Here is a 12,905-nt window from a genome sequence, read left to right as displayed (position 1 = left end):
GCGCCGCAGCGCGTCCGACATCCTCGCCGCCTCATATCTCCACCCGCGCGCCGACCTCGATCACGCGATTGGCGGGCAACTTGAAATACGCCGCCACGTTGCCAACGTTGTGCAGCATCACCGCGAACAGACGCTCGCGCCACATCGCCATGCCGGCACCCGGCGTCGGCACGACGGTCGCACGGCTCAGGAAATACGACGCCGCGCAGGGATCGAAATCGAGACCCAGCGTGCTCGCGGTTGCGAGTGCCTTCGGCAGATCGACTTCGTCCTTGAAGCCGTAGCGGATCGTGATCTGATAACAGCCTTCGCAGACCGTGCGCAGACTGACGCGCTCGTGCTCGTCGACCCACGGAATCTCCTCGTTGTTCACGGTGAGGAACACCACGCGGTCGTGCAGGACATGGTTGTGCATCAGGTTGTTGACGAGCGCATGCGGCACGCTGTCCGGATTCGGCGTGAGAAAGATCGCCGTGCCGGGAACGCGCACCGGCTGACACGCGATCAGCTTCTCCAGATACGCCTTGAGCGGCATCGTGCCCGCGTGCACGCGCGCTTCGGCCCGCATGATCTCCCCGCCGCGTCCCCATGTCGCCATGATCGTGAACATCACGAAGCCGATCATCAGCGGGAACCAGCCGCCTTCGACGATCTTCAGCAGATTCGCCGAGAAGAACGTCGCGTCGATCACGAAGAAGAATGCGGTCGCGAACACGCACAGCAGCCAGTTGTAGTGCCACGCGTAGCGCACGACGAAGAAGGTCAAGAGCGTCGTGATGAGCATCGTGCCCGTCACCGCGATGCCGTACGCGGAGCCGAGCGCCGTCGACGAACCGAAGCCGAGCACGGCGGCCACCACGGCCGCGAGCAGCGTCCAGTTGATGCCGGGCACGTAGATCTGGCCGATCTCTTTCTCCGACGTGTAGACGACGTTCATGCGCGGCAGGAAGCCCAGTTGCATCGCCTGCTTGGTCATCGAGTAGGTGCCGGAGATCACCGCTTGCGATGCAATGACCGTTGCGATCGTCGCGAGCACGATCATCGGATACAGCGCCCATTGCGGAAAGAGCCGGTAGAACGGGTTTTGCAGCGCGGTCGGATCGGCGATCAGCAATGCGCCCTGCCCCAGATAGTTCAGCGCGAGCGCCGGAAACACGAGGCCGAACCAGGTAATGCGGATCGGCCGCGCGCCGAAGTGGCCCATGTCGGCATAGAGCGCTTCCGCCCCCGTCAGCGACAGCACGACGGCCCCCAGCGCGACGAACGCCAGCCACTCGTGACGCAGGCAGAACGCGAGACCGGCGAGCGGGTCGAGCGCGGCGAGAATCGCGGGTGCCGAAATCACGTTGGTCACGCCCACCACCGCCAGCACCACGAACCAGACCACCATCACCGGCCCGAACACCGCGCCGATTCCCGACGTGCCGTGCTTCTGCATCACGAACAGTGTGACGAGCGCGACCAGCGTCACGGGTATCACGCAGGTCTTCAGAAAGGGCGCGGCGACTTCCAGCCCTTCCACCGCGCTCAGCACGGAGATGGCGGGCGTGATGATGCTGTCGCCGTAAAAGAGCGCTGCGCCCATCACGCCGACGATCAGCAGTACATGACGCAAGCGCGGCCGGTCCACCACCGACGAAGCGGCCAGCGCGAGCAGCGCCATGATGCCGCCCTCGCCGTGATTGTTCGCGCGCAGGATCAGCGTCACGTACTTGAGCGACACGACGACGGTCAGCGACCAGAAGATCAGCGACACGATGCCGATCACGTTCAACGGCGTCAGCGGCAAACCGCCCGATGACGCGAACACGGTTTGCAGCGTGTACAGCGGACTCGTGCCGATATCGCCATAGACGACGCCCAATGCGGCAAGCGCCAGCGAACGGAGCGCCGGTTTGTGCGGCGCAGGCGCGCCGATCGCGCCCGAGCCGGGGTGCGTGGCTGAAACGCTCATGTCTCCCTCCAGTGATCGCCTCGTCGTTAGCTGCTATTGAGCGACCTGAAAGCCGGATGAATGGTCGGACCTTTCGGATCTTTAGTACGCGCGATCCGTTGTGCTGACGGCTGATCCCAGTATAGAAAGCGCCTCGCGAAAAGCGCAGCGAACGTGCGTGGACATCGCGCCACACCCGACGTGCGCTTCACCGCATATTTCGGTTCTGCTTAAGAAAGTGCATTGACTCGGCTTTGCGCGCGGGCATAGAATTCTCTTATCTTGAAATTTGAGGGGCGTTGCCTTGGACAGTTGCAGTAGTACGTTTTCGAACAGTTTCGCCGCCTGAACGGCAGACGTCCGCGCTTTCTCATCTAGCCGCCGTCTAGCCAGCAGGCAGACGGTGCGCGTCGCAGTTTCCCTCCTCGTGCATCCTGTTTAGCGTCGTTGGGTTCAGCACCCGGCGCAGCGCGTTCGCGCGCGATTCGCAGCCGCTTTCGTGACATGTGCGGCTTCGGCTCGCGTGCCTGCGCCGGCGCGCGCGTGCCTGCTCAACGCCGCCGTAACAGCGCGGCGAAAGTTCGACCTGTCTACCTGTCTACCTGTCTGTTAGCCACGCATCTCGCCAACGTGCGTTTCGCCAATCGCGATGCGTTTTTTCAATGAACCGGGAGCCGCCATGCCCGACAGTGACAGTCATCCTTTGAACCCAGCCATGCCTTTAACGACCTGAGGCAGGCAAGCCGACCGCTTTCGATTCCATCGATTCTCCCGCGCCTGCCGCCTCACATGCACGAGCCCCTCGTGCCGGAGAACCGATATGTACTTCCTGCTTCTTTCGACCTTGCCGCAAACCCGCGAAGCGCGCGCGCACTACGACGCGTTCCTTTCGCTGCATCAAGAGCGACGCCACGTAGCCGCGAAGCTCGCCAGCACGCTCAGCAGCATTGCCGCCCGCCTGCGCAAGCGGCAAGCCACATAAACGGAAATCATTCGACCTATATCCGTTCAAGGGAGAATAACAATGGCAACACCACCACAAGCCCTGCCGACGCGCCCCGCCGTTCTCGACGACGCGCATGTCGGCGATATCCGCGGCGCACTCGGTACGATCGCGCATCACGACACTGCGCCCCGCAACAGCTGGGGCGCGCGTTTGCGCACGCTGCTTGCGATCGTCGGACCCGGCCTCATCGTGATGGTCGGCGACAACGACGCGGGCGCCTTCGGCACCTATACGCAGGCCGGGCAGAACTACGGCACCACGCTGCTGTGGACGCTGCTGCTGCTCGTGCCCGTGCTGTATGTCAATCAGGAGATGGTGCTGCGCCTGGGCGCCGTCACGGGCGTCGGTCATGCGCGCCTGATATTCGAGCGCTTCGGCAAGTTCTGGGGCGCGTTCAGCGTCATCGACCTGTTCATCCTCAATGCGTTGACCATCGTCACCGAGTTCATCGGCATTACGTTCGTGCTCGACTTCTTCGGCGTATCGAAAGTGGCGGGCGTGTGTATCGCGGCCGCATTGACGATGGCGGCCGTCAGCACCGGCGACTTCAAACGCTTCGAGCGCTTTGCGATCGTGCTGTGCCTGCTGAGCCTGTTGCTCGTGCCCGTGCTCGTGACGATCCATCCGCCCGTCTCGCAGATGACGCACCATCTGTTCATTCCCGCATGGCCCGCGCACGCGAGGCTCTCGGACGTGATGCTGCTGGTGATCGGCATCGTCGGCACGACGGTCGCGCCGTGGCAGCTCTTCTTCCAGCAGAGCTACGTGATCGACAAGCGCATCACGCCGCGCTTCATGAAGTACGAAAAGGCCGACCTGTGGATCGGCATCGTGTTCGTGCTGATCGGCGCCATCGCGATGATCTCGTTCAGCGCCGCGCTGTTCGGCGGCAAGCCGGAGTTCGGCCAGTTCACCGATGCGGGCGGCGTGATCGCCGGCCTCGAACGGTATGCGGGCCGCACGCCCGCGGTGCTGTTCGCGATCGCGCTGATCGACGCGTGCATCATCGGCGCGGCGGCCGTGTCGCTGTCGACGGCCTATGCGATCGGCGACGTGTTCAAGATCCGTCATTCGCTGCATCGCGGCGTCGCCGATGCAAAGGGTTTCTATCTCGTGTACTTCGGCATCGTGGCGGCGGCGGCAGGACTCGTGCTGATTCCGGGCAGCCCGCTCGGTCTGCTGACGGAAGCCGTGCAGACGCTCGCGGGCGTGCTGCTGCCGAGCGCAACCGTATTCCTGCTTCTGCTGTGCAACGACCGCGCGGTGCTCGGGCCGTGGGTCAACTCGAAAGGGCTGAACCTGTTCACGGGCGGTGTGGTGTGGGCGCTGGTGCTGCTCTCGATCGTGCTCACGGCGTCTGTCGTCTATCCCGACATCAGCGGACACGCGATCGTCAAGATTCTCGCGGGCGGCACGCTGCTCGCCGTGGTGGCGCTCGTCGCGGCGACAGCGCTGCGGCGGCTGCGGGGCGCACCGATGACGGACGGCGCGCCGTTCGTCAGCAAAGCCGAACGCGCAACATGGCGCACGCCGCCGCTCGACACACTGTCGAAGCCCATCATGACGCTCTCGCGCCGTATCTGGATGGGTGCGCTGCGCGGCTATCTGGTGGTGGCCGTCGCGCTCGTGATCGTGAAGGTGGTGCAGATTGCATTGACGTGAGTCGGAACAGTCTCACACCAGTTTCGAAGAATCCCGATAGTCCGCCCTGGGCGGTTGTGACAGAGTATCGGCGGCCGGTCCGCGGGCAGATATCTGCCGACGCAATGCGAAGCGACAGCGCATGACGCCATGAGCGTCGCATTGCGGTTGATGGGACGTGGATCGGCCCCTTCCTGTTCGCGCGCTCACACCCGCACCGTCAACAAGAAGAGGCGAGCCACACGGGATGGCTCGCCTCGCTGGGCCGAACGCAGGCGCCCATCAAACCGGATGCACTTCCGGCGGCACGTCGCCGTGATACGGCATGATGACCGGCCCGCCGCCCGCATACACGGGCGGAACGGGTAGATGCATCGGCGGCCAGGGCATTTTCGGCGCCTCGGGGAAACCCGGCCACGGGCTCGGCTCCGTCGGCTTGGTAACGGTGAGCATGCCGCCACGCACGGCTTTGGCAGTTTCGCGGTCGAGTTCGTCGACCCTCGACAGGTCTTTCACAAGCAGGTGAGTCATGATGCGTCTCCAGTAACGGTCAAGGTTGGCGAGCGCGCGCGCTACGCCACGCTCGATAGCCGTGCTGCACGCACCATGCCAAACGCGGCACAGCCCGCTGTCACGGGCCTTTCATCGATACTGGAGAAGCCAACTGAACGCTGCGGACCAACTGTCGGCTGTCGAGGTGTTGGGCGTCCGTCACCGGCTCGCCATGCGATTCAGCGCGGCAGCCACGCAAGCGGATCGACAGGCTTGCCGTCCTTGCGCACTTCGAACTGGATGGACGGCACGCCGTTGTTGTCGACGCCGACTTCGCCGATCGGCTGGCCTTGCGTGACGGCATCGCCCTCTTGCACCAGCAGCCGGCTGTTCTGGCCGTACGCCGTGATCAGCGTATCGTCGTGCTTGACGATGACAAGCGGCCCGTAGGCCTCGAGCGTGCCCGCGTAGACGACCCGCCCGGTCGCGGCCGCTCGCACCTGATCGCCCGGACGCCCGCCGATCACGATCCCCTTCGACTTGCCCGGCACGAACGGCTTGAGGATCGGACCGCGCAGCGGCCATGCGAGCGTCACCTGCGCGGGCGCAACGGGCGCGGGCTGAACGGGCGTGGTGGTCGGCGCGGGTGTCGGCACGGGCGTGGTCTGCGCATAGGCGGGCGGGCCGACTCGCAGCAACTGCCCAGGCGCAACAGGCGACGACAACGTCAGACCGTTCCATGACGCGATGTCCTGGGTGCGCTGGCCGTACGCGCCGGCGATGCTTTGCAGCGTATCGCCCGGATTCACGCGATAGAACCCGGCCGGCACGCCACTGGCGGCCGCGCCGCCCGAAGTCCGGTATGTGGGCGCCGGCGACGGCGCCGCTTCCCACGGGTACGTGGTGCACGCACCGAGCATGCTCGCGACGGCTAGCGAGACCAACGCCTGCGTGACGACGTATTGCCGTTTTACTGTCATTTTTGTGGCCCTCGACGCGGTATGGGACGGCGGCTCATAGGGGCCGCGCGTCGTTTGAACGTGTAGCGGGATATGCAGTGCAAATATTATGCCTCGACTGTCCGCCGACATTATGACGAGCGGACAGGCGCGGATGGCACGGCCCCGACACGCCAGTCGCCGGCGCACAACTCGTCCGCACTGCTGCTTCGGCCTGCTCGATGATTCCTTCTGCAATCCCAATCAATTTCGCCCCATCAGCGAAAACGACGGGTCATACGCTGCCTTCGGACTCGATCACCAGAATGCGCGCCTCGCCGATTGGATGCGCAACGTGTTCCGTGCCGACCGATGCGTGAAACACATCGCCCGTCTCCAGCACGGTGGAATGCTCGATGCCCGCTTCGCGGTAGCGCATCTCCACGCGCCCGTCCAGCACGGCGAAGACTTCCTCGCCATCGTTGACGTGCCATTTGTACGGCTGGTCGGTCCAGTGAAGGCGCGTGGTGATGCCGTTCATGTTGGCGATATCGAGCGCGCCCCATGGACGCTCTGCCTTGAACGTTCTGCTGCGGACGATTTTCATGTCGGTGTTGCGCAATGACGTGGGTCGGATTGGTCATTATAGTGGCGCTCGCGCGCATGCACGCGTCTTGCTCACATGGCTGGACAAGACCGATACATGCGGCTTGCGGGGCCATTGCATAGCTGGAGTGCTCGCCTATACTGAAACTTGCTGCGGTCAACAAACATGCGCATGCCCGCAAGCGCGATGCGCGGCGAGACGGTTCATTCCACTTCAGCGTTTCCATCTGACGAGGAGGTTCCATGAACAAGGCGTTGTTTCTTGCCGTACAACTGAATGTCGACGAGATGACTGCATCGCCTGCGCTGGTCGAACTGCTCAATGCGCATCTCGTTTTCGCCGTCGACGTCGCCGAGGCCGCCGATGCCCTCGTGCAACTGGCAAGCGTGAGCCGCCTGTCGAGCGGCGTGGAAGCGAGCGTCGAGATTCCCGCGGTCGCCCTGGAACAGTTGCGCGAGGCGCTGGAAGCGCTCAGCGAATACGACCAGTCGTGGCTCTTCGCACTGGAACCAGGCCATGCACTATTCGACGATATCGCGCGCAGGCAACGCACGCTGCATTGATGCGCCCGCAACCCTTAAGCGGTATGGCTTCCCGGCCGCCTACCGAGGATCGAACGTGAAAAATCTCCTGAACATGCGTCGCACGGCTGTCAGCAATGGCGCCGCGGCTCACTTTCACTTCCCGCCACAGCACGCCCCGCAAGCCGAACCCGCACGGCTCGACGACCTGCCCGCCAGCGAAAGCGATGCGGGCGCAACCATCGAAGCGCGCCCGGTCAGCCCGCCGCCGCGTCCCGTCACGCCGCTGCATGCGGTGCAGGTCACGCCCTCGGCGCCGAACGGACGCACCGTGCAACTGGCCGACGCAGCCGATGTAGAACGCATGATCGACAACGCCGAGCTCACGACCTTCCACACGTTTCGCACTTTTGACTATTCGGTCAGCCTGCTGTTTTACCCAAAAGAAATGAAATACTTCGCCGCACTGTTTCAGGAAGACCGTCTATGGCGCGTGTTGAGTACCACCGACATCAATACGGCGAGGCAACTGTTCCACCATATGCAGGATCAGGCGACACGGCTTTCCGACGGTGAGACCCGTCGCTTGCAACTCGAAGCGCAGAACGAGCAGATGAAGCGGGCCATCGCTGAATCCGAAGCGCACGCGGAACGGCTGCGTCAGGGCTTGCAGCGCACGACCGAGCAGGATCAGGCGGTGACGAACCGGCAGCATCAGTTGCGCAAGGACCTCGCGCAACTCGAGGCGCAACGCACGGCCGCGCAGGCGCAGTTGAACAAGGTGCATCGGCAGGTGCATCAGTTGAACGTCGCGAACAACGAGTCGATTCCGCATATGCCGCGGTAAGGCGACGCGCTGCCCGACGGGTTTCGCCCGCGTCGGACGCAAAAAAAACGCCGCCCCGGTTTTACCTTGGGCGGCGTTTTTTTACCTGCGCGTGTCGATTGGGGCTCGCGGACCCCAACGGGCGCCGTCGATCTGGCGACGGTGTCGGCTCCGCCGGCGATCAGTTGCCGAAGAACACGGAACGCGGGCCCTTCTCGTCGGCCAGCGAGCGGCCTGCCTGCGACGTGCCGTTGGTCTGCACGCCATAGCCGCTTGCGTTGGCGTCTTCTGCGTGGACACGCGCTTCCGCGGCCTGGATGTTGTTCGGGTAGTTCTGGCGATCCGACAGCGGATCGTAGCCAGCCTTTTCCAGACGGGCCAGATCGGCGCGAACTTCGGTGCGCGTCAGCGGCTGCTGGCTCGATTGAGCAAACGCTGCAACGGGAGCGGCAACAGCGGCGGCAAGAACGACTGCGGAAATCAGGGCTTTCATGGACAACCTCCGAGAACTTGTTTTTTGGATTCGCTGCGAACGTCGTGTCCGTCAGCGTTGATGCAAGTCTATGGAAGGAAACGTCCTAGGGAAATCCCCTATCTCGCTAAACTATGTTGCGAATATTGAAATAATTCATCCAATTCAGCGCACAGCCCACTTTTTAAGATCATATAATTGCAACACTGTGTTCCAAAAAGTGTGCACTGATTGAAACAATCAGCGGCGCAAAGGCAAACGCCCCGGCGCCGTGAGGCGCCGGGGCGTTTGAACTCAGAGCGATCCGCGCTTTACTGCGCGAACAAAGCCCGTCCCGCTCAGGACCAGTTCGCGTGGAAGCTGCCCGGCTTGTCCAGGCGCTCGAACGTGTGCGCGCCGAAGAAGTCGCGTTGCGCCTGCACGAGGTTGGCGGGCAGACGCGCCGAGCGGTAGCCGTCGAAATACGCGATCGCCGACGAAAACGCCGGCACGGGCACGCCCGCCGACGTCGCGGCAATCACGACGTCGCGCAGCGCCCCCTGGTAGTTCGCCGCGATGTCGCGGAAATACGGATCGAGCAGCAGGTTGGCGATCTGCTTGTCTTTCGAGTAGGCGTCGGTGATTTTCTGCAGGAAGCGGGCGCGGATGATACAGCCGGCGCGGAAAATCTTCGCAATAGTGCCGTAGTCCAGATCCCACTTGTATTCGTCCGACGCCGCGCGCAGTTGCGCGAAGCCCTGTGCGTACGAAATCACCTTGCTGAAGTACAACGCGCGGCGCACGGCTTCGATGAACCCGGCGCGGTCGCCCGAGAACGGCTTGGCCACGGGCCCTTCGAGCACCTTGCTGGCTGCCACGCGCTGATCCTTCAACGACGACAGCACGCGCGCGAACACAGCCTCCGTGATCAGCGGCAGCGGCGCGCCGAGGTCGAGCGCGTTCTGGCTCGTCCACTTGCCCGTGCCCTTCTGCGCGGCGCGGTCCATGATGACGTCGACGAGGTCCTTGCCCGTTTCCTCGTCCTTCTTGTCGAAGATCTTCGACGTGATTTCGATCAGGTAGCTGTCCAGCTCGCCCTTGTTCCACTCCGTGTAGACAGCGCCCAGTTCCTGGTTCGACAGCCCGACCACCTGCTTGAGCACCGAGTAGCTTTCGGCGATCAGCTGCATGTCGCCGTATTCGATGCCGTTGTGCACCATCTTCACGAAATGACCCGCGCCGTCGGGGCCCATGTACGCGACGCACGGCTCGCCGTCCGGCGCCTTCGCCGCGATTTCGGTGAGGATCGGGGCGACCAGGTCATACGCTTCGCGCTGGCCGCCCGGCATGATCGACGGGCCCTTGAGCGCGCCCTCTTCGCCACCCGACACGCCTGTGCCGATGAAGTGCAAGCCGGACTTCGCCAGTTCCTGATTGCGGCGGATGGTGTCGGTGAAATGCGTGTTGCCGCCGTCGATCAGAATGTCGCCCTTCTCCAGCAGCGGCTGCAGCAATGCAATCGTCGCGTCGGTGCCTTCGCCCGCTTTCACCATCATCAGGATGCGGCGCGGCTTTTCCAGCGAGTTGACGAATTCTTCCAGCGTGAAAGTCGGGACCAGCTTACGGTCGGGAAACTCCGCGATCAGTTCGTCGGTTTTCTCGCGGGTGCGGTTGAACACGGAGACCGCGTGACCGCGGCTTTCGATGTTCAGCGCCAGATTCCGGCCCATCACCGCCAGCCCCACTACGCCGATTGCCTGTTTGCCCATGTGAATTCTCCTGATTCCACCGCAGCGCGGCGGTAAGTCGTGAAGCTGCGCCCACCATCAGGGCGCGGCGTCGAGGATGAAAGGATAAAAGAAATGACGGGATGACGCTCGCGTACTCCCCGCCTGTCCTGTTCGTGTCCGGCACGGCCGATGCATGCGGGCTTTCGCCGCGCTTTCGCGGCCCGCTGCGGGCTCTATCAAGCTTAGTCCGCGAAACGGGCCGGGAACGTTTGTCGTGCAACGGCAAGGGGTCGAGCACACGGTGAAGCGTCAGACCCGCCGTGCCCGCTAACGTTTCCTGAACACGAGGCTGAAGTTGTTGGCGGGCATCGCGATTGGCTCGTCGGCATCGAAGCCCGCCGCCTCCGCCAGCGCCATCACGTCTTCCATGTTGCGCACGCCCCATGCGGGATTGCGGCGTTGCAACTGGTCGTCGAACGCAGCGTTGGTCGGCGCCGTATGCGCGCCGCCGCGCCGGTACGGCCCATACAGAAAGAGCACGCCGCCCGGTCCCAGCAGCCGCCCCGCGCCGCCGATCAGCCCCTGCGCGGACGCCCACGGCGAGATATGGATCATGTTGATGCAGACGATCGCAGCGGCGGCTTCGATGCCCCACGACGCGTCGCGCACGTCGATCGCGAGCGGCGGCCGCACGTTGGTCAGCCCGCTATGGGCTGTCCATGCGGCGATCGACGCGCGCGCCTCGCCGTCGAGGTCGCTGGGCTGCCAGACGAGATCCGGCAGCGCCGCCGCGAAGTGGATGGCGTGCTGGCCCGTGCCGCTCGCGATTTCGAGCACGGTGCCCGTCGCGGGCAGCACGCGTTCGAGCACGGCGAGGATCGGCTCGCGGTTGCGCTCGGCGGAAGGCGCGTGCTGGCGCAGGTTGAGATCAGGCATAGTCATGGCGGTTCAATCAGTAGAGACCGGTTCGCATCCGTTCAACGAGGTCGCGATCATACGCGAGCGCGTCGAAAGTCTCACCGAAAATGCGCTTGTGCATGTCGCCCGCGCTCGGCAGCCGCGAGCGCTCGACGTGGCGCGCCGGGTCCCACAGCTTCGAGCGGGCCAGCGCTTTCGAGCAATGAAAGTACACCGCGTCGACATCGACGATCAGCACCGTGCGCGGCCTCTTGCCATCGACTGCGAAGCTCTCGAGCAGCGCCGGGTCGGCTGATACGCGCCCGCGTCCATTGACGCGCAGCGTCTCGCCGACACCCGGCACGACGAACAGCAGCCCCACATGCGGATTGACGATCACGTTGCGCAGACTGTCGACACGGTTGTTGCCGACGCGGTCGGGAATGGCGAGCGTGCGTTCGTCGATCAGCCGCACGAAGCCGGGCGCATCGCCACGCGGCGAGCAGTCGAGTCCTTCGGGGCCCGCCGTGGCCAGCACGATGAACGGCGATTGCTCGATGAACGCGCGATAGCAGTCGTTGACGTACGGAATCTCCTTGCGTATCGAGCGCTCGTGCGGCTGCCCGTACAGCGCTTCCAGTTCTTCTATCGACGTGAGCATCGGCGGTCCTTGTGAATTGACATGAAGCTGGCGGGCACGGGCGTGCATCAGCCGGCCGCGAGACGCCCCGCGAGCGCGGCGAGCGCATCGCCGCATGGCGCTTCCATCTTCAGCGACAGCAGCGCATCTGCGCGCGTGCGCCCGAGGTTGATCGCGGCGACCGGCTTGCCCATCTTCTGCGCCCACACGCAGAAACGGTAGCCCGAATACACCATCAGCGACGAGCCGACCACGAGCATCGCGTCGGCGGCATCGAGCGCGCGCGTGGCCGCCTCGACGCGCGCCTTCGGCACGTTCTCGCCGAAGAACACGACATCGGGCTTGAGCAGCCCGCCGCAGTGCGGACACGCCGGAATGCGGAACGAGCCAAGGTCGTGCCATTCGAGATGCGCGTCGCCGTCGGCGGCCGGTTCGGCAATCACATCGAGCAGCGCGGGGTTCGCGTTGATCAGGGTTTGCTGGATCGACGCGCGCGTGTGATGCGAATTGCAATCGAGACACGTCACTGCGCCGATACTGCCATGCAGTTCGATCACGTCGCTGCTGCCCGCGCGCTGATGCAGCCCGTCGACGTTCTGCGTCACGAGCGCGCCGACGTGTCCGGCCGCTTCGAGCCGCGCGAGCGCGTGATGCGCGGCATTCGGCGCGGCCTTCGCGACCACCGGCCAGCCGACCGTGCTGCGCGCCCAGTAACGCTGGCGCGACGCGACGGAGCCAAGAAACTCCTGCAACGTGATGGGCGGCGAGCGCTTCCATTCGCCGTTTTCGTCGCGATAGCCGGGAATGCCGGAATCGGTGCTGATGCCTGCGCCCGTCAGCACGAAAAGCCGCGGATGGCGTTCGACGAAGTCATGTAAAGCGGCAAGCGCGTGAGGTTCGATCAGCGTGGACATAGAGTCGATGAAGCGGCGCGAGAGAGTGGTTGCAAACGGGTCAACAGGCGAACGCTCAGCGCTTCTTGCCCGGCTCGCCTTCGTGCTCAACCGGCTGCGCGTGCCGCGCTTCCCACGCCGCCAGCGCCGCGCGATACCGCGTGACCTCTTCCGCGTACAGATCGAACACGCACGGATCGCAGCCGCTATTGCAGCATTCGCTGGGGTCGGGCCGCGTGGGCGGCGTGGGGCGCGGATCGGCGGCGGCCGGCGCCCCCGGGTGCATGGCCTCGTCTGCAGTCACATCTGCTTCCAGTGGTTCGGGAAGCG

The 12,905-nt window shown here is 64.3% G+C and carries 14 protein-coding genes; 4 read left to right on the top strand and 10 right to left on the bottom strand.

The features are described 5' to 3' along the window. Positions 1–31: 31 nt before the first annotated feature. Entirely contained in the window at positions 32–1,954 is a 1,923-nt protein-coding gene (locus C2L66_RS19985; RefSeq protein WP_060603506.1) for a potassium transporter Kup, read from the bottom strand. Between the two features lie 799 nt (positions 1,955–2,753). Here C2L66_RS19985 and C2L66_RS40720 point away from each other — a divergent pair. Together C2L66_RS40720 and C2L66_RS19975 are read left to right on the top strand one after the other, a co-directional pair. Further along, positions 2,754–2,915 carry a hypothetical protein gene (locus C2L66_RS40720; RefSeq protein ID WP_156516674.1) on the top strand — a complete coding sequence of 54 codons (162 nt, stop codon included), beginning with the start codon at positions 2,754–2,756 and terminating at the stop codon, positions 2,913–2,915. 42 nt (positions 2,916–2,957) lie between these two features. Further along, entirely contained in the window at positions 2,958–4,601 is a 1,644-nt protein-coding gene (locus tag C2L66_RS19975) for an NRAMP family divalent metal transporter (RefSeq protein WP_060603509.1), read from the top strand. A 261-nt stretch (positions 4,602–4,862) separates the two neighbouring features. Here C2L66_RS19975 and C2L66_RS19970 read toward each other — a convergent pair whose 3' ends face one another. From C2L66_RS19970 to C2L66_RS19960, 3 genes are all read right to left on the bottom strand, one after another. Then, a complete protein-coding gene (locus C2L66_RS19970) occupies positions 4,863–5,111 on the bottom strand; it encodes a hypothetical protein (RefSeq protein WP_054932533.1) in 249 nt (82 codons plus the stop codon). A 200-nt stretch (positions 5,112–5,311) separates the two neighbouring features. After that, entirely contained in the window at positions 5,312–6,052 is a 741-nt protein-coding gene (locus C2L66_RS19965; RefSeq protein WP_054932534.1) for a peptidoglycan DD-metalloendopeptidase family protein, read from the bottom strand. A 253-nt stretch (positions 6,053–6,305) separates the two neighbouring features. After that, positions 6,306–6,617: a cupin domain-containing protein gene (locus tag C2L66_RS19960; RefSeq protein ID WP_060603513.1), complete on the bottom strand. Its 312-nt coding sequence runs from the start codon at positions 6,615–6,617 to the stop codon at positions 6,306–6,308. A gap of 242 nt (positions 6,618–6,859) precedes the next feature. Between C2L66_RS19960 and C2L66_RS19955 the strand changes: the two genes are divergently transcribed. Together C2L66_RS19955 and C2L66_RS19950 are read left to right on the top strand one after the other, a co-directional pair. Continuing rightward, positions 6,860–7,180 (top strand): hypothetical protein, encoded by a 321-nt coding sequence (locus C2L66_RS19955; protein ID WP_054932535.1) that lies wholly within the window; start codon positions 6,860–6,862, stop codon positions 7,178–7,180. A gap of 55 nt (positions 7,181–7,235) precedes the next feature. Continuing rightward, on the top strand, positions 7,236–7,985 hold the full coding sequence (locus tag C2L66_RS19950) for a DUF2968 domain-containing protein (RefSeq protein WP_060603516.1): 750 nt from the start codon (positions 7,236–7,238) through the stop codon (positions 7,983–7,985). 160 nt (positions 7,986–8,145) lie between these two features. On the opposite strand, the gene C2L66_RS19945 is transcribed toward C2L66_RS19950, so the two are convergent. From C2L66_RS19945 to C2L66_RS19920, 6 genes are all read right to left on the bottom strand, one after another. Beyond that, positions 8,146–8,457 carry a DUF4148 domain-containing protein gene (locus C2L66_RS19945; RefSeq protein ID WP_060603519.1) on the bottom strand — a complete coding sequence of 104 codons (312 nt, stop codon included), beginning with the start codon at positions 8,455–8,457 and terminating at the stop codon, positions 8,146–8,148. A 317-nt stretch (positions 8,458–8,774) separates the two neighbouring features. Next, positions 8,775–10,184, bottom strand: coding sequence for an NADP-dependent phosphogluconate dehydrogenase (gene gndA / locus C2L66_RS19940; protein WP_060603523.1), 1,410 nt, complete (start codon positions 10,182–10,184; stop codon positions 8,775–8,777). A gap of 288 nt (positions 10,185–10,472) precedes the next feature. Further along, positions 10,473–11,087: a DUF938 domain-containing protein gene (locus C2L66_RS19935; RefSeq protein ID WP_060603526.1), complete on the bottom strand. Its 615-nt coding sequence runs from the start codon at positions 11,085–11,087 to the stop codon at positions 10,473–10,475. Positions 11,088–11,097: 10 nt separating this feature from the next. Then, positions 11,098–11,703, bottom strand: a complete 606-nt coding sequence (locus C2L66_RS19930; RefSeq protein WP_054932539.1) for a pyridoxamine 5'-phosphate oxidase family protein — start codon at positions 11,701–11,703, stop codon at positions 11,098–11,100. A 47-nt stretch (positions 11,704–11,750) separates the two neighbouring features. Further along, positions 11,751–12,596, bottom strand: a complete 846-nt coding sequence (locus C2L66_RS19925; protein ID WP_054932540.1) for an NAD-dependent protein deacetylase — start codon at positions 12,594–12,596, stop codon at positions 11,751–11,753. Between the two features lie 55 nt (positions 12,597–12,651). After that, entirely contained in the window at positions 12,652–12,861 is a 210-nt protein-coding gene (locus tag C2L66_RS19920; protein ID WP_060603528.1) for an oxidoreductase-like domain-containing protein, read from the bottom strand. Positions 12,862–12,905 lie beyond the last annotated feature (44 nt).

Source organism: Paraburkholderia caribensis (assembly GCF_002902945.1).
GTDB classification, from domain to species: Bacteria; Pseudomonadota; Gammaproteobacteria; order Burkholderiales; family Burkholderiaceae; genus Paraburkholderia; species Paraburkholderia caribensis.
This window is presented reverse-complemented; position numbering and strand designations above follow the sequence as displayed.